The organism is Rhizobium sophorae (genome assembly GCF_013087515.1).
Taxonomy (GTDB): Bacteria; Pseudomonadota; Alphaproteobacteria; order Rhizobiales; family Rhizobiaceae; genus Rhizobium; species Rhizobium sophorae.
On sequence record NZ_JABFCN010000034.1, the window covers coordinates 261522 to 281985 of the forward strand.

The following is a 20464-nucleotide window of genomic DNA, read 5'->3' on the forward strand; positions in this document are numbered from 1 at the left end:
TGACGAGGGGTCGAGCAGTCGAAGCGAGCAAGAAGATGAACGGATCGCGATCAAATCCTTCCCGACAGTCCGACAGGACCTCGCTCGATGCGCTGAACCGCACGATCGAAGGGCTGGAGGCGCGCATCGAAGGGCTGATGGGAAGCGGGCGCGAACAGCGGCCGCGCACGGCAACGGCCGAGCGCGATCCTTATGCCGGTTCCCATGCTCCCCGGCCCGCAAAGGCCCCGCCCGAGCCGCGGCCGGATCCGCTCGCCGAAATCCGTCAACGCCAGCGCGCACTCGAAGCCAGCCGCGAGCGGCCCTATGCACGCGAACAGGCCCCGCAACTTCGTGAACCTGCACCGCGCGCCGCCGCCGCAGTGCCAGCACCCGCCTTCCGCGCCGGCGACGACACGATGACGGAGATTGCCCAGGCGCTCGTCAACTTGCGACAAGACCTGAAGCGCGACATTTCCGAGGGCGTCACCCGCGAGATGAACGCGCTGCGCGCCGAGCTGCGCGAAATCAAGACAAATGCCGGAGACGGCCGTTTCGCCGACGACATACGCGCGGACATGGGCCGCCTGGCCCAGAGCATCACGCAACTGACCGGCCGCTCCGCTGCACCGGAGGCTGCCGGCCTTCGCGAGGACTTCGAAGAGCTGCGCTCGCTGATGGACGGGCTGGCGCGCGAGGATTCGCTGCGCCATATGGAAAACCGCTGGGACGGTTTCGAAAACCGGCTTGCGGCGCTCGATACCGAGGGGCTGCAGGAGGAACTCGTTTCGCTCGCCTATCGGCTCGACGACATCAAGCGCCATATCGGCGGCATGGGCGAAAGCCCGGCTGTTCGGGCGCTGGAAGACAAGCTGATCTCGATCGCCACGGCGATGGAGCATTTCGGCAATATGATCCAGCCGCACGACCGGGTCATGTCCGAACAGTTCGCGGCCATGGATATGCGGCTCGACGAGATCAGCCGGGCGATCGCGGCAAGCGGGCGCACCGCCACTGCGAATGATCCGGGTCTGATGCAGCGGCTGGAAAGCCGGCTTGCGGCGCTCGCCGACCAGATCGACCTGATGAGCCATGATGCGGCCAGCCGCGTGAACCCGGCCGACGAACTGGCGATGCGGCTGGAGGCCCTGACGGGACGCGTCGAGGAGCTGACGAAGGCGGAATCGACGTCGCGGCTCGACGAACGCCTGGAACATCTTTCCTATCTGCTGGAGCGCACGCAGGAGACTGCGCCGCAGGCCGACCTCACCGGCACGCTTTCCGACATTTCCCGCAAGATCGACGCACTTGAGAACGGCGCCGTCAACGATGTGCTGGCCCAGCGGCTCGACCATCTCGCCCGCCGCATCGACGAGATGGCCCATCAGCAGCAGGCGCCGGCACCGGCCGCGTTAGTCGACGACGGCGCCTTCCTGCGTCTCGAAGGACGGCTGAGCGACATTGCCGCCCGGCTGGAAGAGAGCACATCGGCAGCGCCGACCGATCCGCAGGCGCTGAAGAACCTCGAAGACCAGATCGCCAATCTGTCGGCGTTGATGAGCGCGCCGCGCGAAAGCGCTGTAATACCCCCCGAACTCGACCAGCGCATGGGCGCGATCGAAGATTACATGGCGACGAGCGATGAATATATCATCGAGGCCGCACGCCAGGCGGCAGAGGCCGTCGTCGAAGCCTATTCGCGCCATGGCGGCCCGCAGGGTGTCATGCCCGCCGCCGACATGTCGGCGCTGACGGCGCTGGCCGAGGATCTGCGCCACCTCGAGGATCTCAGCCGCGACAGCGAGGAACGCACGCACAAGACTTTCCAGGCGCTGCACGAGACGTTGGTGCATATCGCCGATCGGCTGGACGGCATGGAAGATCGCGGCCGACCGGCCGCGCAGATGCCGATCGCCGACGTCGATTTCGATGTCGATCCCTATGCGCTGATGGTGGCCGAAGCCGCGATGAACAGGACGCCGGCCGCTGCCCCGACAGCGAAGGCTTCTCCTGTTATCCGCACGACCGAGGTCGCCGCCGAACCTGCCGCCCCGGCGCAAACCACAGCCATGAGCGAAACGAGCGCGATCGCCATCGAAGCCGCGACCAGGACAACGGAGACGGCAGCGACATCGGCAGGGACACAGGCACCGGCAAAGGCCAGCCTGCTCGCCAGCCTCGGCAAGCGGCTGATACCCGGCAAGAAGGCCGAGAGCCGGGCGACCGAACGCCCGATGATCGACCCCGCGCCGTCGATCGATCCCACCGATGTGGTGCCGACGGATGCGGCAAACGAACTGCTCGAGCCGGGCTCGGGCACACCTGACGTGAAGAAGATCCTTGAACGGGTTCGCGCCAGTCAGAGTGCGGCACGTGGCAAACCTGCCGGCGAAACCGATCGCGCCGATTATATCGCTGCGGCGCGCCGTGCGGCGCAGGCGGCCGCGATGGAGGTGGATGCCAATCCGAAGCAGGCAGCCGGCAAGGCCGAGAAGAAGGGCACGAATGCCGACAAGGCCGGCAAGGCTTCTGACAAGACGGGCAAGACCAGCGCTTTTTCGCGCTACCGGCGGCCGATCCTGCTGGCGGTCGGCGCCGTGCTACTCGCCATCATGGCCTTTCCGCTTGCCCGAACGCTGACAAGCGGCGAGCGCGCGCCGCAGCCGCCAGCAGAAGTCTCGGCGCTGACCGGCGCGGAAAACCCGCCGCCGGCCTTGCCTGACGCGACACCTGCCCAGTCGGATGCCGCCGCTCTGGGAACGACCGCTCCGGCAGCGGATGCCACGCCGCCCGCCGCCGAACAGGCGCAGCCAGAAGCAACTCCGCCGGCTGCCGGCGAGCATCTGACCGATATGACGCCGCTTGACGGCGAAGGGGCTGCGACATTTGCCCCTCCCGGTCCGTCGGGTGCGGCACAGGAGACATCGGGCTTCGTTCCGAACGCGCCGGCTGCGGCAGCACCCGCACCGCAGGCTGCCATCACCATTCCCGACACCGTCCAGCCGAAATCGCTTGCCGATGCGGCGAGCGGCGGCGATGCGCTGGCGCTGTTCGAGATCGGCGCGCGTTATTCGGACGGCCGCAACGGCATGACGGTCGATCAGAAGCAGGCCGCAAGCTGGTACCAGCTTTCCGCCGACAAGGGCTTTGCACCGGCCGAATACCGGCTCGGCAGCATGTACGAGAAGGGCAACGGCGTCGAACGCGACATCGCCAAGGCAAAGGGTTTTTACGAGCAAGCGGCAAACCAGGGCAATGCCAGCGCCATGCACAATCTTGCCGTCCTCTACGCCTCCGGCGCCCTCGGCCAACAGGATTATGCGACGGCCGCCTCGTGGTTCACCAAGGCCGCGAACCTCGGCATCACCGACAGCCAGTTCAACCTGGCGATCCTCTGCGCACGCGGCAACGGGGTTCCGGCGGATCTCGAAGAATCCTACAAATGGTTTGCGATCGCCGCCAAGGGTGGCGACAAGGATGCGGCGCAGAAGCGCGACGAAGTGGCCAAAGCCATGAAGCCCGACCAGCTCGAACGGGCGCGCGCCAAGGCCGATCTCTGGAAGGCCGAGCCGGTCGACCACCGCACGAACGCGATCGACATCCCCGATGAATGGGCGGGAACCGGCGCGAAGACAGCGAGCGTCGACATGAAAAAGGCGATCCGCAACATCCAGGCGATCCTCAACAATAACGGCTTCGACGCCGGCGTGCCGGACGGCGAAATGGGCGCGAAGACCGTGACGGCGATCAAAAACTTCCAGAAGTCCGTCGGGCAGGAGCCGGACGGCAAGGTGACCGATGCGACCGTGAAGGCGCTGCTCGAACGCAACAAGCAGGGCAGCAAGGCGATCTGAGGCGACGCGTTGCGTTGACGCAGGATTGTCTCTCTATTGCGGGCGATGAAAAATGCCTGGCGGCACTATGCCGCAAGGCTTTCTCAATTTTGCCGTCGCCTGTCACAAAACCTGAAAAAAGCCGGATTATGCCCGGACATATCGATCCGCGCATCCGGCGAATCCTCTGCCACCGATCTCTCCGTCAATCTCTATGGCTAATCACGGGGCCGATCGAAAGCCTCTGGCAACGATTTCACAGTATGGTGCGCATTCGAACGGGGACGTGACAAGAAACCGCCCGGCAGGAGCGGTCATCATTCGGGGTCGGCTGTGACAATCTATCTGCCCATCGCAGAATTGTCGGTGAACATCTTCATCATTCTCGGCATGGGGGCGGCCGTCGGATTCCTGTCTGGAATGTTCGGCGTCGGCGGCGGTTTTCTCATCACGCCACTGTTGATCTTCTACAACATCCCCCCGGTTGTCGCCGTCGCGACCGGTGCCAATCAGGTCGTGGCGTCGTCGATATCTGGCGCGATCTCGCATTTCCGGCGCGGCTCGCTCGACGTCAAGCTCGGCACGGTGCTGCTGGTCGGCGGCCTTGCGGGTGCGACGGTCGGGATCTGGATCTTCTCGCTGTTGCGCGCCGTCGGCCAACTCGATCTCATCATCTCGCTGATGTATGTCATCTTCCTCGGCACCGTCGGCGGACTGATGCTGCTCGAAAGCGTCAACGCCATGCGGCGGGCAGCGCGCAACGAGCCGCCCGCACCGCGCAAGCCCGGCCACCAGCACTGGGTGCATAAGCTGCCGCTGAAGGTGCGCTTCAAGAAATCAAAGATCTTTCTCAGCGTCATTCCGATCGTGGCCCTCGGCTTTGCGATCGGAATCCTCACCTCGATCATGGGTGTCGGCGGCGGCTTCATCATGGTGCCGGCGATGATCTACCTGTTGCGTATCCCGACCAATGTCGTCGTCGGCACCTCGCTGTTCCAGATCATCTTCGTGACCGCCTATACGACGATCGTGCAGGCAGCGACGAACTTTTCCGTCGACATCGTGCTCGCCTTCATCCTGATGGTAGCGGGTGTCATCGGGGCGCAATACGGCGTGCGCGTCGGCCAGAAACTGCGCGGCGAGCAGCTGCGCGCCCTGCTCGGCCTGCTGGTGCTCGCCGTCGGCGTACGTCTTGCGGTCGCGCTGGTAGTGACGCCGGCGGACGTCTATTCGGTGGTGATGGGAGCGGGCAACTGATGCGCCTGGTTGCCGCCGTCATCGCGTTGCTTTGCCTGCTGCCGGCGGTAGCCGCGGCGCAGTGGCTACCGGGGCAGGCAACGGAAGCGGTGCGTGAAGGGCTGGAAATCGGCACCTCGACCAGCGAAATCGCCATCACCTCGGATTTCCACGGCGCGGATCTGACCATCTTCGGGGCGCTCTCGAATACCGACCAGTTGCTGCTCGCCGTCGGCCAGTATGACGTGGTCGTGGTGCTGGAAGGCCCGCGCGAGGATGCGACGGTGCGCAGGAAGGAACGCGTCTTCGGCATTTGGGTGAACACCCGCTCGATGACCTTCGAAGCGGTGCCGCATTCCTATTCGATGTCGAGCTCGCGTATGATCGACGACGTGGTGACGCCGCTAGACCTGACCGATCAGGGGATCGGCATCGACCACATTCCGCTGACGCCGGTCGGCTTCGTCGGCGACGGGAGCAATCTCGGCGAGTTCCGCGAGGCTTTCCGGCGGCTGCAGCAGGGCGGCGGGCTCTATGACCGCAACCCCAGCGGCGTGCGGTTCGTTTCGTCCAACCTGTTCAAGGCGAGCCTGCGCCTGCCGGCAAACATTCCCAACGGGGTGCACACCGTGCGCGCCTACCTGTTCAAGAGCGGCCTTTTCGTCACCGAAAAATCGTTGCCGCTGCGGGTCATCAAGACCGGCATTGAGCAGACGATCACCGATGCGGCGCATGAGCAGCCGATCCTCTACGGCTTAGCGGCCGTGCTGCTCGCCGTCATCACCGGCTGGGGTGCCAGCCTGATCTTCCGCAAGGACTGATCCACAGCCAAGGCCCTCAGGATTTCCTCCCGAAAATAGGCTCAGCAAGGCGCTGAGGACGAAGGCCTGCGGGAGCAGCTGCTTGCCCGAATGCTCTACTCCAAAAAAACCGCTTGCATTTCGCTATCAGTCGACCTAGCTTTCAACCAGTTGTCAAACGCAATCAGTTTTGATGGATGACAATTCAGAAGGAGGATGGAAATGAGAAAGCTTGTTGTCTGGAACCTGATGACACTCGATGGTTATTTCGAAGGCACGAAGCCTTGGGATATCGACTTCCACAATTTCGCCTGGGGACCTGAACTGCAGCGCTATGCCGAACAGTTCGGCAGGGAAGGCGATCTGCTGGTCTTCGGCCGCAAGACCTATGAGGGCATGGCCTCCTACTGGCCGACTGCCGAGGGCGAAGGTGAGATCAAGGCCTATATGAACGGCATCGCCAAGATCTCCGTGTCGCGGACGATGAGCGAGCCCGGCTGGAACAATGCCCGTGTCGTCAGCGATCCGATCCCCGAATTGACGCGGCTGAAGCAGGAGGACGGCAAGACGATTTTCATCTTCGGCAGCGCCGAGCTTGCCGACACTCTGCTGAAGGCCGGCCTTATCGACGAAATCAGGGTTTGCCTGGTGCCGGTGATCCTCGGCGGCGGCAATCCGCTTTTCAAACCGGCAGAGGGCCAGATGCCGCTAAAGCTCATCGAATCCTCGACGACGGAAGGCGGTGCGGTGATCCTGCGCTACGAGCCCGTCAAAGCGTAGTGGATGGGATGCCGTCCCGATGGTCAGGCCAGGGTATCGATCCCCGGCCGCACAAGGAGGCAGCCTGGGAAGTTCGCATTCGACTAAAAACCGGTTTTTAACATTTACGAGTTAGTAATCTCTCTGAAACGAGAGGTTTTGTCATGCGTACTCGTATCGTTCTGACGGCCGTGGGTCTCGCGCTGCTTTCCGGCTGCGCGACGGCGCCGAAGCAGACGAGGAACATCTGTGCCGTCTTCGACGAGCGCGACGGGCTCTTCTCCAGCTGGCAGAGCGCAGCCGAACGAACGGAGAAGAAGTACGGCGTGCCCGTGCCGATCCTGATGGCGACGATGTATACCGAATCCGGCTTCCAGCCCTATGCGCGGCCGCCGCGCACCAAGCTGTTCGGCTTCATTCCCTGGACCCGTCCTTCGACCGCCTACGGCTATTCGCAGGCGCTCGACGGGACCTGGGATCACTATCAGTCGCAGACGAGGAACTGGACCGCGCGGCGGGCGAACTTCGCCGACGCGATCGATTTCATCGGCTGGTATCATTACCAGAACAGCCTGGAGACCGGCATTCCGCTGAACGATGCCTATAATCTTTACCTTGCCTATTATTCCGGTCCGACAGGGTACAAACGCGGCGACTGGCGCTCAAACAGGCAGTTGCAGCAGACGGCGCAGAAGTTTGCGCGGATGGCAGGGACCTATCAGCGGCAGTTGCAGGAGTGCGATTGAGTTTAGGCGGTGCCGTCCAAATATGAAGGGCACTACCCCCACAAATTCCCGTACCTGACCGAATAAACCCGATCGCGCCCCAACAGATGCGCTACCAGCAAAGCCTTTTCGAACAGGCCCTTCATTGCCTGATGGCCAAGATCCAGACCGCCGCTCATGACACCGAAGGCCGGCATCAGGAGGCGGGCGCCGTCGGTGGCAAAACACGGGCGGCGGACGGATTTCTCGCGGCGGCGGACGGTCGCCGACGGGTGCAGGTGGCCGGCGATTTCGCCGCTCTGCAAGCCGTTCTTCGGCTCGTGCCGGAAGGTCAGGCCGGCATAATGCATCTCGTCGGCGGATGTGCCCGGCAGATCGACGATGCCATCCGGATCATGGTTGCCATTGATCCAGATCCATTCGCGGCCGCGAGCCATCTCAACGATCAGGGCGCGAAAATTCTCCGGCAGATGCTTCGAGCCGATACGGTCGTGGAAATTGTCGCCGAGCGAGATGACGAGCTTCGGGTTATAGCGGGAAATGACGGCGGCAAGCACGGTCAGCGTCGCCAGCGTATCGTAAGGCGGCAGCATCATGCCGCGGCGCGCAAAGGCTGCGCCCTTTTCCAGATGCAGGTCGGAGACGACGAGCAGGCCGGCATCGGGCAGATAGAGGGCGCCGAGCGGATCGCAGACGGCGGCAATGCCATGGACCGATGTCTCGATGCCCGGCATCGTCAGTCCCGATATGTCGCGCGCCAGCGCCAGGCGGTTCATCACGGTCGTCATTCCTAAATCGTCGTCAGGCCTAAATCGTCAGGCCCTAATTCCCATCAGGCCCGATTCTCGTCAAGCGAGCGCTTCGGCGATCAGATCGTCCGCCGCTTCGGCCAGGAGTGCGTCATGGGCCTCGCCCGGGACCGCCTCGCGTCCGATTTCCAGCATCACCGGCACGGCGAGCGGGGAAATATGGTCGAGAGCGCGGTGGGTGATGTGGCCCCTGATTCGTCTCAGCATATCGCCAAGACGGCCAATATCCAAAAGTCCCGTCGCCGCATCCTGCCGCGTCGCCTGCAAGAGGATGTGATCCGGCTCGTGGCTGCGGAGCACGTCGTAGATCAGATCGGCGGAGACGGTGATCTGGCGGCCGCTCTTTTCCTTGCCCGGATGACGGCGCTCGATCAAGCCTGCAATCACGGCGCAATTGCGGAAGGTGCGCTTCAACAGGAAGGATTCGTCCAGCCAGGCTTCGAGATCGTCGCCAAGCATATCCTCGTCGAAGAGGTCGGAGAGGTTGAGCCGACCATTGCCGATCATCAGCCCCATATCCTCAAGGCCCCAGATGGCAAGCGAATAATCGGTGGCGACGAAACCGAGGGGCTTGGCGCCTATCCGCTCCAGCCGGCGGGTGAGCAGCATGCCGAGCGTCTGGTGGGCGAGACGGCCTTCGAAGGGATAGGCGACCATGTAGCCGCGGCTGCCGCGCGGGAAGGTTTCGATCAGGAACTCGTCGCGCTTCGGCAGCATCGACTTGTCGTCCTGCAGCGACAGCCAGTCGCGCACCTGATCCGGCAGGTGGCGCCAGCGATCGGGATCGGCGATCATCGCCCGCACCTGCTCGGCGAGATAGGTCGACAGCGGAAACTTGCCGCCATTATAGGAGGGGATCTTCGGATCGAGCGAAAAGGCCTGCGACGCCAGGCACTCATTTTCGCGGATGCCCTCGAAGCGCAGCACCTTGCCGGAGAAGACGAAGGTATCGCCCGGCGACAACTGCTCGAGAAAATATTCCTCGACCTTCCCCAGCGTGGCGCCGCCGCGGCCGATCCTACCGCCCTCGCCGCGCTTGACCATGCGGATATTCAGCATCGGGCTTTCGACGATGGTGCCAAGGTTGAGGCGATATTGCTGGGCGACCGCCGGATTGGAGACGCGCCAGCGGCCCTCCGCAGTCTTGCGGATACGGGCGTAACGCTCATAGGTGCGGAGCGCATAACCCCCTGTCGCGACAAAATCGACGACGCGCTCGAAGGTCTCCCAGCTCAGATCGGCATAGGGCGAGGCGCTGATGATTTCATCGTAAAGTTCCAGCATGTCGAAGGGTTCGGCGCAGGCCATGCCGAGGACATGCTGGGCGAGCACGTCGAGCGCGCCGCGGCCGACCGGCGGGGTATCCTGCGCGCCGATATAATTGGCGTCGAGCGCTGCCTGGCACTCCATGACCTCGAAACGGTTGGCCGGCACGAGGATTGCTTTCGACGGCTCGTCCATGCGGTGATTGGCGCGGCCGATGCGCTGAGCAAGACGCGAGGCGCCCTTCGGCGCGCCGACATGGATGACGAGATCGACATCGCCCCAGTCGATGCCGAGGTCGAGGGTGGAGGTGGCGACGACGGCGCGCAGCCGGTTTTCGGCCATTGCCGCCTCGACCTTGCGGCGCTGGGCAACATCGAGCGAGCCGTGATGGAGCGCGATCGGCAGGTTGTCGTCATTGATCGTCCAGAGCGCCTGGAAAAGCATCTCCGCCTGGCTGCGGGTGTTGACGAAGAGCAGCGTCGTGCGATGTTCGACGAGCTGGCGGTACACGTCGGGAATGGCATATCGGGCGGAATGGCCGGCCCAGGGAATGCGCTCTTCGGTCGACAGGATCGAGATATCGGGCTTGGCGCCCCCTTCGATGACGACGAGGCCGGCATGATGTTCCCTGCCCTCTTCCTGGCCGACTAGCCACTTCTGCAAATCCATCGGTTCGGCGACGGTGGCCGACAGGCCGATCGTCCTGAGGCCGGGGGCAAGGCGGCGCAGGCGAGCCAAGCCGAGCGAAAGCATATGGCCGCGCTTGGAGGTGACCAGCGAATGCAGCTCGTCGAGGACGATATATTTCAGGTCCTTGAAGAAGCGCTCGGCCTCCCGGTTGGCCAGCAGCAGGGCAACCTGTTCGGGCGTCGTCAGCAGAATATCCGGCGGGTTGAGCTTCTGGCGTTGGCGCTTGGCGTTCGGCGTATCGCCGGTGCGGTTTTCGACGGTGACCGGCAGGCCCATCTCCTCGACCGGCTTCATCAGGTTGCGCTCGATATCGATGGCAAGCGCCTTCAGCGGCGAGACATAGAGCGTGTGGATGCCGGTGAAGGCGGAGCCGGGGGGGATCTTGCCGCGGCGGGTGAGATCGGTGAGCGAGGGCAGGAAACCGGCGAGCGTCTTGCCGGCGCCGGTCGGCGCAATCAGCAGCGTACTTTCGCCGGCCTCGGCGCGGGCAAGCAGTTCCAGCTGATGCGCGCGCGGTCGCCAGCCCTTTTCCGCAAACCAGCGGGTAAAGGCGGCAGGAAGCAAAGCACGAGCGTCGGAATCGATCTGGTCCACGCCCTGAAAGTAGTCAAACGCCGGGGAAAAAGAAGAGCGGCGGCTTTTTACATGGCGATATAGCGGTCCTTGCGGTGGTTGATGGCAATCGTGAGGTTGAGAACGATCGCACCGAGCACGGAGCAGACGATGATGAAGGGGCTGGCGACGAAGAAGGAGAGCGCCAAGATGATGCCGTCGAAGCCAAGCTGGACGAAGCCGGCGCGCCAGCCGAAGCGATCCTGGATGTAGAGGGCGAGAATGCCGATGCCGCCGAGGCTGGCGCGATGGCGGAAGAGCGCCAGCATGCCGGCGCCGATGACGAGGCCGCCGAAGAGCGCACCGGCGAGAGGATCGACACGCGCCATGCTGATGAAGCCCGGAACGAATTCGGACAGGACCGAGGTCAGCGCAATGGCGGCGAAGGTCTTGATGGTGAAGGCGGCGCCCAAGCGGCGGAAGGCGAGATAATAGAAGGGCAGGTTCACGACGAAGAAACAGAGGCCGAAGCTGAAGCCGGTCGCATAATGGGCGAGGAAGGCAAGGCCTGCCGTGCCGCCGGCCAGCAGCCCCGCGCCGGAGAGAAGCGATACGCCGAGCACGGCGAGCATGCTGCCGGCGACGATGCCCTGGGCGTCGTCGAACAGCGAATGACGATCGGCGCTGGAATTCAGAAGGCCTGCGAAAGCGTTGGATGCCATGTTGTTCCCCTGTCGGCTTTTCCGTCTTCTATCCGGGGTCAGGATAAAGGCAAGTGGCAGCAGCGAGCACACCTCTTGACAGCCGGCATAATCGTGGATATTTTTTATCCACGAATTGAGGAGGCCACGAGCATGAAAATGGGTGATGGGGTTGAGCAGGCCATTCACAGCGTTGCGATGCTTTCCGGCCTCTCCGAAGGCAGCGTGCTGTCGGCCGCCGCACTGGCGGAATTCCACGGCGTCTCGACAAGCTATCTGCTGAAGCATCTGCAGGCGCTGTCGGGCGCCGGCATCCTCGATACCGTACCGGGGCCGAAGGGCGGATATCGGCTGGCAAAAGCGCCGAAGGAGATTTCGTTGCTCGACATCGTGCTCGCGGTCGAGGGGTCTGCGCCGGCGTTCCGCTGCGCCGAAATCCGCCAGCGCGGACCGAACCCGGTCTCCGATCGCTTGTTCGCCCAGCCCTGCACCATCAACGCGGCGATGCTGAAAGCCGAACGGGTCTATCGCGCCGAACTCGCCAAGACGAGCCTCGCCGATATCGGCATCGAACTCACCGCCGTCGACGACGGATCGATCGCAGCACGAGGCTGCGCCTTCCTTGAAATCCATGAACGCAAGACGGCTCGTTGAGCCATAACAAAGGAGAAAGAGCATGCAACCACGTTTCAACTTCGCCAAAGCCGCTCCCGATGCCTACAAGGCAGTCGCCGCGCTCGAGCAATATGTCCAGTCCTCCGGGCTGGAGCGCCGGTTCATCCACCTGATCAAGCTGCGCGCCTCGCAGATCAACGGCTGCGCCTATTGCGTCGACATGCATGTGAAGGAAGCCCGCCACGATGGGCTCTCCGAACAATGGATCAACCTGATGTGCGTCTGGCGGGAATCGCCGGTCTATGATGCCCGCGAACGGGCGCTGCTCGGCTGGGTGGATTCAGTGACCAATATCGCCAAAACAGGCGCGCCGGACGTCGACTACGAGACGCTAAAGGCGCATTTTTCCGAGGAAGAAATGACGAAAATCACGGTGGCGATCGGCGCCATCAACATCTGGAACCGGCTTGCCGTCGGCTTCCGCTCGCAGCATCCGATTGATGCGGCGCAGAAGGCAGCCTGATCGATATCTGCTTACAGGGAAATCATCCTGGCAACCGACCCGAAAATCTCGGGTCGGTCGAATATCGGGTCACTCGTGATCCCTGGTGGCCCGTACGGCAACGGCGTCAAACCGATTGCCCGAGAGGTCGATGCTGTTGAATAGGTCGCGGACGACTTTCGCAATTTCTTCTGCGGAAGCGCCCTTGGCATATTCTTCCTGCATACGGCGTCTCACAAGTTTTTCCAAATCTGACATAGCTCACCTCATCAAATCCGGCGCGAGAAAAGTTTGGCGCCGCGACCGATCATAGGCAAGTTACGTTTTGTTTAGAATGGCTTACCGTTTTGTAACGTTGGAGCATGTCGCGCAAAAGTGTGCGGCGGTTTTACGACATGCGTAAAACTAAAGCGCAATGTAGCGGTCGGCGCGGTGGTTAATGGCGACGAAGAGGTTGAGGACGACGGCGCCGAGCACCGAATAGAAGACGACGGGCGGCGTGGTGACGAAGAAGGCAGCGGCGAGCACGCACATGTCGATGGCGAGCTGGACGAGGCCGGCGCGGATCCCGAAACGCTCCTGCAGATAGATGCCGAGAATGCCGACACCGCCGAGGCTGGCGCGGTGACGATAAAGCGCCAGCAGGCCGAAGCCGAGCAGCAGGCCGCCGAGAAGTGCTGCCCAGGCCGGATGAATGCTTGAAATGGACAAGAAGCGCGACTGCACATCGGCAAGCACCGAGGTCAGGCCGATGGCGATGAAGGTCTTGATGGTGAAGGCCATGCCGAGGCGCTTCCAGGAGAGATAGAAGAACGGCAGGTTGAGCAGGAAGAAGGTAAGGCCGAAATTGACGCCGAAGGCATAATGCAGGAGAAAAGCCACGCCGGCCGTGCTGCCGGTGAGAAGGCCGGCGCTGGCGAGCACATAGAGGCCGAGAGCGGCGACGAGGCTGCCGGAGAATATGCCCTGCACGTCTTCGACGGGGGTGTGGCGCGTCGCAGTGGTATTCCAGAAGCCAAGGGCATTGATGAGCTGTGTCATGTCGCCAGTCTCCACGGCAGACGAGTTCAAGAACGCGCTTGGGAAAAGCCGGCGCGGCGGAATTTTGGATCATGAAAGGAGCCCGAGCGCCTCGGCGTGATATTGCCGGGCGCTCTGCCGATGCGATGCAGTATCGGGCTTTTCGATGTTCTGATCAAGCGAAATAGGTAAGCAATGCTGACCTATTAGAAAATCGCAAGAAATGTTCGCTCACACGGGCTTCTGCGCAAGGAACAGAATGCCGGAAACCGGTTTTCCGCCATCTTTGCGAATGACCGACTTGACGGTCTTCAGGATTTCCAGCCCGTGACGGGCAAGAAGCATCCTGACATAGTTTTCCGAATGGGCATAGCGCAGCGACGGAGCGAGATGAAAGCGCTCGCCGTCCCCTGCATCCTCGACGGAAAAGGCGATATCGGCGCCTGATGCAGCGAGGTCTCCGACGATGGCAAAGACGCTCTCGAGATTGCCGAGATACATCAGCACATCGGCTGCCGTCACCAGGTCGGCGCGATGGCGCGCTGCATCGGCAAAGAGGCCGGAGAGATCGGGTGCGAGCCAGAGATCGGCCTGGGCGAGACTGTCATAGACATGTTTCTCGGCGGCCTTAGCCAGCATGTTCTGCGAAAGATCGAAGCCTTCGAGGCGGCCGACACTGCCACGGATTTCAGGACCGAGCAGGCCGGTGCCGCAGCCGAGATCGACGGCGCGTTCGTAGCGCCTGCCGGTGGAGGCGATGAGCGCTGCAAGCTTCTGCGGGACGCTGTAGTCGAGCTTTTCGACAAGCGCTGATTCGAAACGGTCGGCATAGTCGTCGAAGAGGCGCTCGACATAGCGGCTCGGCGGCCGGTCGGGCACGGCACCGTCGCCGAGAAGGGCGAGCTTGAGGGCGGCGCCGAAAATGTCATCGGGACCGAGAGCAAGCGTCCTGCGATAGGCCTCGATCGCGGCCTCACCCCTGCCCGCCTTTTCCAGGTAGGTGGCGAGGCGATACCAGCCGGCGGCCCAGCCAGGCACGAGCTCGAGGGCCTGTTCCATCAGCTCGGCAGCCGCTTCCGGCTCACCGCCTTCTTCGAGCATCCTGGCGTAGTCGGCGCGGCGGTCGGCAATGACGTCGCCGGAGGAAAGTTGGTGGGGCTGCATGAATTGACCTATGGATTCGCCCGCATTTGGCGGCGGCCACAAAAAAACTCAAGTCCTATTTCAGAGGCGAAGCGGCCAATTCCGGAAAGGGCTTGCGGGCGCCGCGCCGCGACCTTATTCCAAGGGCAAACAGGAGATGGCTTATGTCCGATCAGGCGAACAGGTTCCTCGGCGATTCAATCGGCCGCACATTGATAAAGCTTATCGTGGTGTCGCTGATCGTCGGTTTCGTCATGACCGTCTTCGGCCTGACGCCGTGGGGCATCATTTACGGCATACGCGATTTCATCCTGGAGATCTGGTACCGCGGCTTCTCGGCCCTCGGGCGCGTCGGCGACTATCTGATCCTCGGCGCGACGATCGTCATCCCGCTCTTCATCATCCTTCGTCTTTTCAGCTATCGCCGGTAATATGACATCCATCGATCTTTCCAGACGCGGCCTGCTGCGCCTTTCCGGACTTGCGCTCGCCGCGGGCATTGCCGGCTGCACCACGACCCCGAGGATGGCCGGCACGCCGTCGGAGGGCGAGGACGAGACGGCGAGCGTGCTGCCGCTCGTCAACCAGCTCAGGGCCAAAAACGGCCTGCCGCCGCTTGCCGTCGATCCGGCGGCGAGTACTGCCGCTCTTTTCCAGGCGAAACGCATGGCGAGCGCCGGCAAGATGGCGCATCTCATGGGCATGACCGACAGTTTTGGCGCGCGCGTCAAGGCGAGCGGCGTGCGGTTGCCGGCAGCGGAAAACATCGCCTCCGGCCAGCAGAGCGTCGATGCCGTGGTGAAGGCCTGGATCAACTCGCCGCATCACCTGGAAAACATGCTCGGTCGTTATGGCGGCCTTGGCGTTGCCGTCGCCCATAATACATCTTCCAGGAACCTGCCCTATTGGGCCATGGTGCTTTCGAGCTGAGGTGATTCCGCCTGCAGCAGTTCAGGTGATGCAGCGTCTTTTGCGCGTCTGAAACGACGCGTGGCGCTGCCGCGACGAGGCCGGCATGGATACACGCAGCAATCATAACGCGCTTGCATTCGACGTGACGCACCTGATGGTGCTGTCGATCGCCGTTCCGATGACGCTCGGTTTCATGACGACGCCGCTCCTCGGGCTGACGAACACCGCCGTCGTCGGCCGCATGGGCAATGCGGAAGCGCTGGCCGGGCTGGCGATCGGCGCGATGCTCTTCGATCTGATCCTCGGCAGCTTCAACTTCCTGCGCGCCTCGACGACCGGGCTGACAGCGCAGGCCTATGGCCGTCGCGACCAGCACGAGCAGCAGGCGGTCTTTTCCCGGGCGATGATTTCGGCGCTTGGCTGCGGACTGGCGCTGCTCTGTTTTTCGCCGCTGCTGATGACGGCGGGGTTGAGGCTGATGGGGGCGGAAGGCGCGATCGCCGAGGCGACCAGCACCTATTTTTCCATCCGCATGCTGGCGGCACCCGCGGCATTGGCAAATTATGCCATCCTTGGCTTCGTGCTCGGGCGCGGACAGGGCAACATCGGACTGCTGCTGCAGGCGATCATCAACGGCATCAACATCCTGCTTTCCATCTATCTCGGCCTGACGCTCGATTGGGGCGTGGCAGGGGTCGCCTGGGGGACGATGGCCGGCGAAACCGTCGGCGCGATCGCCGGGCTTGTCATCGTGCTGCGCGGCTTCGGTAAAGCAGCCCGGCCGGCATGGTCCGAGGTCTTTTCCCGGCACCAGCTGGCTGAGCTTTTCGCGCTCAACCGCGACATCCTGATCCGCACCTTCGTGCTGATCGGCGCCTTCACCATCATGACGCGGATCGGCACCAGCTTCGGCGCAGTGACGCTTGCCGCCAATGCCGTGGTGATGAATTTCTTCCTGCTCTCCGGCTATTATCTCGACGGGCTTGCCAATGCCGCCGAACAGATCATCGGCCGGGCAATCGGCGCGCGCTACCGGCCGGCCTTCGACCGCGGGCTGAAGCTCACGACCTTTTGGTCCTTCGGGCTGGCGGCGCTCGGCTCGGCCTTCTTCTTCCTCGCCGGCCCCTGGCTGATCTCGGTGCTGACTACCTCGCCGGAGGTGCGGCAGGCGGCCGAAACCTATCTGCCCTGGGCAGCGGTCACCGGACTGACCGGCGCGCTCGCCTTCCTGATGGACGGGGTCTTCATCGGCGCCACATGGTCGGTCGACATGCGCAACCGGATGCTGATATCTTTTGCCGGCTATCTCTTGATGCTCGCGGTCTTCGTGCCGCTCTTCGGCAATCACGGCCTCTGGCTGGCGATGAACGCCTTCCTGCTCTTTCGCGGTTTCCTCCTGGCGATGCTGGTCAAGCAACGGGCCGATCAGACCTTTCGCGCTGCCCAGTAATCGACCCTGGTATCGCGCAGTTCGCGGATCGAGCCGGCCTTTTCGCGGTCCAGGAGTTTCGAGAGGCCGCGCACGATATCGCCTGCCAGGCCGGGGCCTTCATAGACCATGCAGGAATAGAGCTGGACGAGATCGGCACCCGCCCTGATCTTCTCCAGCGCGGTCTCGGCCGAGGAGACGCCGCCGACGCCGATGATCGGCAGATCAAGGCCGACGCGCTTGCGCATCCTGGCGAGCACGGACGTCGACCTTTCGAACAGCGGCACGCCGGAAAGGCCGCCCGCCTCCTTCGCCTGCCGCTGATCCTTGAGGCCGTCGCGCGAAAGCGTGGTGTTGGAAACGATCAGGCCATCCAGCGCATGCGAGAGCACTTCCGCGGCGATATCGTCCATGCCTTCGTCGGTCAGATCAGGGGCGATCTTCAGAAAGACCGGGATGTTCCGGCCGGATGCCGCCGTCATCTCATCGCGCGCCGCAAGCACTGATGATAACAGCACCGCAAGGCTTTCGCGCCCCTGCAGGTCGCGCAGGCCGGGCGTGTTCGGCGAGGAGATGTTGGCGGTGAAATAGCGCGCGACGGAATAAAAGCGCCGGATGCCGGCGACATAATCGGCGATGCGGTCCTCGCTGTCCTTGTTGGCGCCGATATTGACGCCGACCATGCCACCGCCCCTTAGTGCGACGAGGCGCCCGAAAGCGGCCTCATGGCCTTCATTGTTGAAGCCGAGACGGTTGATGACGGCTTCATCCTCCACCAGGCGGAAGATGCGCGGGCGCGGATTGCCGGATTGCGGCTTCGGCGTCACCGTGCCGATCTCGGTAAAGCCGAAGCCGAGCTTCAGCAGCGCCTCCGGCACCTCGGCATTCTTGTCGTAGCCGGCGGCCATGCCGAGCGGATTTTCGAAGGTAAGGCCGGCAACGGTCTGGCGCAGACGCGGATCGGGCGTGATCTGGCAGGCCGGCACGAGGCCGGATTTCAAGGCGGCGATCGACATGCCATGCGCCGTTTCCGGATCGAACAGGAAGAGACCCTTGCGGGCGAGACGTTTGAAGGGATCGATCATGGCGCGAGCTCCGGGAAGACATGGGCGCCGGCTTCGTCGAGCGGCAGCGGCGCCTCCCAGAGTACGGCGGCAAGCGGCAGATCGGCGTAGAGGTGCGGGAAGAGATCGCCGCCGCGCGAGGGTTCGAAGATCAGCCTGTCACCGAAGCCGCTGCCATCGACGGCAATCAGCAGCAGGCCGGACTGGCCGGCAAAATGCAGGGCGGCGGTCTGCTTCACCTGGTCCGCTGTCGAGAAATGGATGAAGCCATCCTTGAGATCGATGCCGGCGCCATGAAAAGTGCCGGTTTGTCTGGCTTGCTGCCAGAGCGTTTCCGTCACGATCTTGTAAAGGGTCGGTGTCACGGTCATCATGGCCTCGCGATTGCTGGTCCTCGGTCACGAGGGCTTTGCCGGAAAGAGGCGGCGATGTCCACGCCCCGGCGCCGAAAAACGGGACAGCAACTGGCAAAATCCGGAGGATGAGACGATGAAGGTTTTGGTTCTCACACTTGGCGTTACTCTCCTGCCGCTTGCGGCCGCGGCCGTCGAACCTGATGCAGGCCGCTTCCAGCTGGAGAAGAGCGGCGACCATTTCGTCCGGCTCGACCGGCAGACTGGCGCGATGTCGATCTGCCAGGACAAGGACGGCGCCCTCGTCTGCCGGATGGCGGCAGACGAACGGGCGGCCTATGAGGACGAACTCGACCGGCTGGCAAAGCGGGTGACGGCACTCGAACAGGGCGGGGTCATCCAGCGCGCATTGCCGAGCGATGCCGAGGTCGACCGTTCGATCAGCATCATGGAGCGGATGATGAAGAGTTTCATGGGGATGGTGAAGGAGTTCCAGGCTGAGGAAAACACCAATCCCCTTCCGCAGAAGACCTGATCTGATATAGTCACTACGAGCAAGCCGGTATGCAACGCGGAGGGGCGGAGGCACACGCCGGCATGATCGGGCTCTTGGGAGGGAGTTTTCGATGCAGGAACAGACCATCATCATTGCGGACGATCATCCGCTTTTCCGTGACGCACTGCGCCAGGCGGTGACCGGCATGGAAGGCCGGCAGTCGATCGTCGAGGCCGGCGATTTCGCCGCCGCGCGCCGGGCCGCCGGCGCCCATGCGGATGCCGACCTGATGCTGCTCGATCTCGCCATGCCCGGGGTCAGCGGCTTTTCCGGCCTGATGGCGCTGCGCTCCGAATTCGCCAGCCTGCCGATCGTCATCGTCTCGGCGACCGACGATGCGACGACGATCCGCCGGGCGCTGGAACTCGGTGCCTCCGGCTTCATATCGAAATCCTCAGGCATCGAGGACATCCGCCGCAGCATCCAGACGGTGCTTGCCGGCGACATCGCCACGCCGGAAAGCTATCGCGACGGGCAGGAGCAGGATCCCGATGTCGCCGACCTGATCCACCGCCTGCATACGCTGACGCCGCAGCAGAGCCGGGTGCTGACCATGCTCGGCGAAGGGCTGCTGAACAAGCAGATCGCCTACGAACTCGGCGTCTCCGAGGCGACGATCAAGGCGCATGTCTCGGCGATCCTGTTGAAACTCGATGTCGACAGCCGGACGCAGGCTGTCATCCAGCTCGGCAAGATCAACATGGCGATGGTCGCCTGAGCATGGCACGCCTGATGTGACAGGATTTTATTCCTCCTTTATCTTTACTCGGGCGGACCGGTCGGTTAACATTCCGCCCGGTTGAAGCGCGCCGTTGAAACAGCCGCGCAGGGATCGGGCGCACATGCTGTCACACGACCAGATTTGGGAAGCGATCGACAGGCTTGCCGGACGGCACGAGCTGACGCCATCCGGTCTTGCGCGCCGCGCCGGCCTTGACCCGACCTCCTTCAACAAGTCGAAACGGCTTTCCGCCGACGGGCGACTGCGCTGGCCCTCGACGGAATCGATCGCCAAAGTGCTCTATGCGACAGGGGCAAGCATGGAGGAGTTTCTGGCCTTCATGCGGCCGGACGCCGGCCCCTCCGAGCAGCAGGTCAAGCAACAGGAAAGCGCATTTCCCCAGCAAGGCGGCTCCATTCCGCTGCTCGGCTTCGCCCAGGCGGGCGCCGGCGGCTTTTTCGACGATGGCGGCTTTCCGGCTGGCCAGGGCTGGGACGTGGTGGAGTTTCCGGCAACCCCGGCACGGAAGGCCGGCGTCTATGCGCTGGAGGTTCAGGGCGAGAGCATGATGCCGCTCTACCGCGACGGCGACGTTCTGATCGTCGAGCCGGGGGCACAGGTGCGCCGCAACGACCGCGTCGTCGTGCGCACAAATGAGGGCGAGGTGATGGCCAAGGTGCTGCTGCGCCAGAGCCCGCGGTCGATCGAGCTGATGTCGCTCAATCCCGAACATCCTAACCGCACCCTCGAGCTTTCCGACGTCGACTGGATCGCTCGCATCATCTGGGCCAGCCAATAG

The 20464-nt window shown here is 63.2% G+C and carries 21 protein-coding genes; 13 read left to right on the forward strand and 8 right to left on the reverse strand.

Going from position 1 to position 20464, the window contains the following annotated elements:
* The first annotated feature begins 35 nt into the window (after positions 1-35).
* The 5 genes from G9X64_RS21355 (at position 36) to G9X64_RS21375 (ending at position 7353) form a co-directional block, all read left to right on the forward strand.
* Positions 36-3833, forward strand: coding sequence for a peptidoglycan-binding protein (locus tag G9X64_RS21355; RefSeq protein ID WP_168312348.1), 3798 nt, complete (start codon positions 36-38; stop codon positions 3831-3833).
* 312 nt (positions 3834-4145) lie between these two features.
* Positions 4146-5069: a sulfite exporter TauE/SafE family protein gene (locus G9X64_RS21360; protein ID WP_168312349.1), complete on the forward strand. Its 924-nt coding sequence runs from the start codon at positions 4146-4148 to the stop codon at positions 5067-5069.
* Positions 5069-5869 (forward strand): TIGR02186 family protein, encoded by an 801-nt coding sequence (locus G9X64_RS21365; RefSeq protein ID WP_168312350.1) that lies wholly within the window; start codon positions 5069-5071, stop codon positions 5867-5869. Before G9X64_RS21360 ends, G9X64_RS21365 begins: the two co-directional genes overlap by 1 nt.
* A gap of 201 nt (positions 5870-6070) precedes the next feature.
* The gene (locus G9X64_RS21370) at positions 6071-6628 is read left to right on the forward strand and encodes a dihydrofolate reductase family protein (protein WP_168312351.1); all 558 of its coding nucleotides are present in this window, start codon (positions 6071-6073) and stop codon (positions 6626-6628) included.
* Between the two features lie 143 nt (positions 6629-6771).
* Positions 6772-7353, forward strand: a complete 582-nt coding sequence (locus tag G9X64_RS21375) for a transglycosylase SLT domain-containing protein (RefSeq protein ID WP_171377362.1) — start codon at positions 6772-6774, stop codon at positions 7351-7353.
* A 32-nt stretch (positions 7354-7385) separates the two neighbouring features.
* Here the strand turns inward: G9X64_RS21375 and pdeM are convergent, their stop codons facing one another.
* From pdeM to G9X64_RS21390, 3 genes are read right to left on the reverse strand one after another with little or no spacing between them, the layout of a single operon-like run.
* On the reverse strand, positions 7386-8120 hold the full coding sequence (pdeM, locus tag G9X64_RS21380) for a ligase-associated DNA damage response endonuclease PdeM (protein ID WP_171377363.1): 735 nt from the start codon (positions 8118-8120) through the stop codon (positions 7386-7388).
* A 60-nt stretch (positions 8121-8180) separates the two neighbouring features.
* Positions 8181-10691: a ligase-associated DNA damage response DEXH box helicase gene (locus G9X64_RS21385; protein ID WP_168312353.1), complete on the reverse strand. Its 2511-nt coding sequence runs from the start codon at positions 10689-10691 to the stop codon at positions 8181-8183.
* A 47-nt stretch (positions 10692-10738) separates the two neighbouring features.
* Positions 10739-11371: a YitT family protein gene (locus G9X64_RS21390; protein WP_168312354.1), complete on the reverse strand. Its 633-nt coding sequence runs from the start codon at positions 11369-11371 to the stop codon at positions 10739-10741.
* Between the two features lie 132 nt (positions 11372-11503).
* Here G9X64_RS21390 and G9X64_RS21395 point away from each other — a divergent pair, with 132 nt between their 5' ends.
* The gene (locus G9X64_RS21395; protein ID WP_130792362.1) at positions 11504-12004 is read left to right on the forward strand and encodes an RrF2 family transcriptional regulator; all 501 of its coding nucleotides are present in this window, start codon (positions 11504-11506) and stop codon (positions 12002-12004) included.
* A gap of 22 nt (positions 12005-12026) precedes the next feature.
* Positions 12027-12488: a carboxymuconolactone decarboxylase family protein gene (locus G9X64_RS21400; protein ID WP_168312355.1), complete on the forward strand. Its 462-nt coding sequence runs from the start codon at positions 12027-12029 to the stop codon at positions 12486-12488.
* 69 nt (positions 12489-12557) lie between these two features.
* Here the strand turns inward: G9X64_RS21400 and G9X64_RS21405 are convergent, their stop codons facing one another.
* From G9X64_RS21405 to G9X64_RS21415, 3 genes are all read right to left on the reverse strand, one after another.
* The gene (locus G9X64_RS21405) at positions 12558-12725 is read right to left on the reverse strand and encodes a hypothetical protein (RefSeq protein WP_155248989.1); all 168 of its coding nucleotides are present in this window, start codon (positions 12723-12725) and stop codon (positions 12558-12560) included.
* A gap of 147 nt (positions 12726-12872) precedes the next feature.
* The gene (locus G9X64_RS21410) at positions 12873-13508 is read right to left on the reverse strand and encodes a YitT family protein (protein ID WP_168312356.1); all 636 of its coding nucleotides are present in this window, start codon (positions 13506-13508) and stop codon (positions 12873-12875) included.
* 210 nt (positions 13509-13718) lie between these two features.
* Positions 13719-14651 (reverse strand): class I SAM-dependent DNA methyltransferase, encoded by a 933-nt coding sequence (locus G9X64_RS21415; RefSeq protein WP_168312357.1) that lies wholly within the window; start codon positions 14649-14651, stop codon positions 13719-13721.
* Between the two features lie 143 nt (positions 14652-14794).
* Here G9X64_RS21415 and G9X64_RS21420 point away from each other — a divergent pair, with 143 nt between their 5' ends.
* The 3 genes from G9X64_RS21420 to G9X64_RS21430 all read left to right on the forward strand — a co-directional run bounded on the left by G9X64_RS21420 (position 14795) and on the right by G9X64_RS21430 (position 16992).
* A complete protein-coding gene (locus G9X64_RS21420) occupies positions 14795-15061 on the forward strand; it encodes a DUF6460 domain-containing protein (protein WP_026154422.1) in 267 nt (88 codons plus the stop codon).
* Between the two features lies 1 nt (position 15062).
* On the forward strand, positions 15063-15560 hold the full coding sequence (locus G9X64_RS21425; protein ID WP_168312358.1) for a CAP domain-containing protein: 498 nt from the start codon (positions 15063-15065) through the stop codon (positions 15558-15560).
* A gap of 85 nt (positions 15561-15645) precedes the next feature.
* Complete coding sequence (locus G9X64_RS21430) at positions 15646-16992, forward strand: MATE family efflux transporter (RefSeq protein ID WP_168312359.1); 1347 nt, start codon at positions 15646-15648, stop codon at positions 16990-16992.
* On the opposite strand, the gene G9X64_RS21435 is transcribed toward G9X64_RS21430, so the two are convergent.
* Complete coding sequence (locus tag G9X64_RS21435; protein ID WP_168312360.1) at positions 16968-18056, reverse strand: quinone-dependent dihydroorotate dehydrogenase; 1089 nt, start codon at positions 18054-18056, stop codon at positions 16968-16970. The two genes, G9X64_RS21430 and G9X64_RS21435, sit on opposite strands and share 25 nt — an antisense overlap.
* Complete coding sequence (locus G9X64_RS21440) at positions 18053-18406, reverse strand: DUF952 domain-containing protein (RefSeq protein WP_168312386.1); 354 nt, start codon at positions 18404-18406, stop codon at positions 18053-18055. Before G9X64_RS21440 ends, G9X64_RS21435 begins: the two co-directional genes overlap by 4 nt.
* 118 nt (positions 18407-18524) lie before the next feature.
* On the opposite strand from G9X64_RS21440, the gene G9X64_RS21445 reads away from it, so the two are divergent.
* The 3 genes from G9X64_RS21445 to G9X64_RS21455 all read left to right on the forward strand — a co-directional run bounded on the left by G9X64_RS21445 (position 18525) and on the right by G9X64_RS21455 (position 20464).
* Positions 18525-18923, forward strand: a complete 399-nt coding sequence (locus G9X64_RS21445) for a hypothetical protein (RefSeq protein WP_168312361.1) — start codon at positions 18525-18527, stop codon at positions 18921-18923.
* Positions 18924-19014: 91 nt separating this feature from the next.
* Complete coding sequence (locus tag G9X64_RS21450; RefSeq protein ID WP_168312362.1) at positions 19015-19662, forward strand: response regulator; 648 nt, start codon at positions 19015-19017, stop codon at positions 19660-19662.
* Positions 19663-19786: 124 nt separating this feature from the next.
* Positions 19787-20464: a S24 family peptidase gene (locus G9X64_RS21455; protein ID WP_168312363.1), complete on the forward strand. Its 678-nt coding sequence runs from the start codon at positions 19787-19789 to the stop codon at positions 20462-20464.

Excerpts from the sequence above, each read along its gene's own strand:
- G9X64_RS21430 (WP_168312359.1), top strand. The coding sequence starts at position 15,646 with ATGGATACACGCAGCAATCATAACGCGCTTGCATTCGACGTGACGCAC.
- G9X64_RS21405 (WP_155248989.1), bottom strand. The coding sequence starts at position 12,725 with ATGTCAGATTTGGAAAAACTTGTGAGACGCCGTATGCAGGAAGAATAT.
- G9X64_RS21445 (WP_168312361.1), top strand. The coding sequence starts at position 18,525 with ATGAAGGTTTTGGTTCTCACACTTGGCGTTACTCTCCTGCCGCTTGCG.
- G9X64_RS21400 (WP_168312355.1), top strand. The coding sequence starts at position 12,027 with ATGCAACCACGTTTCAACTTCGCCAAAGCCGCTCCCGATGCCTACAAG.
- pdeM (WP_171377363.1), bottom strand. The coding sequence starts at position 8,120 with ATGACGACCGTGATGAACCGCCTGGCGCTGGCGCGCGACATATCGGGA.
- G9X64_RS21395 (WP_130792362.1), top strand. The coding sequence starts at position 11,504 with ATGAAAATGGGTGATGGGGTTGAGCAGGCCATTCACAGCGTTGCGATG.
- G9X64_RS21415 (WP_168312357.1), bottom strand. The coding sequence starts at position 14,651 with ATGCAGCCCCACCAACTTTCCTCCGGCGACGTCATTGCCGACCGCCGC.
- G9X64_RS21355 (WP_168312348.1), top strand. The coding sequence starts at position 36 with ATGAACGGATCGCGATCAAATCCTTCCCGACAGTCCGACAGGACCTCG.
- G9X64_RS21375 (WP_171377362.1), top strand. The coding sequence starts at position 6,772 with ATGCGTACTCGTATCGTTCTGACGGCCGTGGGTCTCGCGCTGCTTTCC.
- G9X64_RS21425 (WP_168312358.1), top strand. The coding sequence starts at position 15,063 with ATGACATCCATCGATCTTTCCAGACGCGGCCTGCTGCGCCTTTCCGGA.
- G9X64_RS21390 (WP_168312354.1), bottom strand. The coding sequence starts at position 11,371 with ATGGCATCCAACGCTTTCGCAGGCCTTCTGAATTCCAGCGCCGATCGT.
- G9X64_RS21370 (WP_168312351.1), top strand. The coding sequence starts at position 6,071 with ATGAGAAAGCTTGTTGTCTGGAACCTGATGACACTCGATGGTTATTTC.
- G9X64_RS21410 (WP_168312356.1), bottom strand. The coding sequence starts at position 13,508 with ATGACACAGCTCATCAATGCCCTTGGCTTCTGGAATACCACTGCGACG.
- G9X64_RS21450 (WP_168312362.1), top strand. The coding sequence starts at position 19,015 with ATGCAGGAACAGACCATCATCATTGCGGACGATCATCCGCTTTTCCGT.
- G9X64_RS21455 (WP_168312363.1), top strand. The coding sequence starts at position 19,787 with ATGCTGTCACACGACCAGATTTGGGAAGCGATCGACAGGCTTGCCGGA.
- G9X64_RS21435 (WP_168312360.1), bottom strand. The coding sequence starts at position 18,056 with ATGATCGATCCCTTCAAACGTCTCGCCCGCAAGGGTCTCTTCCTGTTC.
- G9X64_RS21365 (WP_168312350.1), top strand. The coding sequence starts at position 5,069 with ATGCGCCTGGTTGCCGCCGTCATCGCGTTGCTTTGCCTGCTGCCGGCG.
- G9X64_RS21420 (WP_026154422.1), top strand. The coding sequence starts at position 14,795 with ATGTCCGATCAGGCGAACAGGTTCCTCGGCGATTCAATCGGCCGCACA.
- G9X64_RS21440 (WP_168312386.1), bottom strand. The coding sequence starts at position 18,406 with ATGACCGTGACACCGACCCTTTACAAGATCGTGACGGAAACGCTCTGG.